General features: G+C 45.3%; 1 pseudogene. It reads right to left on the reverse strand.

The features are described 5' to 3' along the window. Positions 1-583: pseudogene (gene secA / locus R7040_RS28380) on the reverse strand (preprotein translocase subunit SecA); the annotation flags it as partial.

The following is a 583-nucleotide window of genomic DNA, read 5'->3' on the forward strand; positions in this document are numbered from 1 at the left end:
GGATGTCGAAGTTGCGACCTTCCACTTTGCGTTGTGCTTTTTCAATAGAACGAGACAACATCTTAGATTCGATTGCTTCGCCTTCTTCCATACCGCTTTGAATCAAGCTTGCCATACGATCTGAAGTGAAGATACGCAGTAGTGAGTCTTCCATCGATAGGTAGAAACGAGATGAACCCGCATCACCTTGACGACCAGAACGTCCACGTAACTGGTTATCGATACGACGAGATTCATGACGCTCAGTACCGATGATGTGCAGACCACCAGCATCTAAAACTTGATCGTGAACTTTTTTCCACTCAGCTTTGATTGCGTCGATTTGCTCTTTCGTTGGATCTTGTAGTGATTCAACTTTTGCTTGCCAGCTACCACCTAGCACGATATCTGTACCACGACCTGCCATGTTTGTTGCGATAGTTACCGCACCAGGCATACCTGCTTCAGCAACGATTTCCGCTTCTTTCTCATGGAACTTAGCGTTCAAAACGTTGTGTTTGATCTTCGCTTTCTTCAAAGCGTTGGAGAGTAGTTCTGATTTTTCAATCGATACTGTACCAACCAATGTTGGCTGACCTTTCGC

Source organism: Vibrio sp. 1069, from assembly GCF_033340555.1.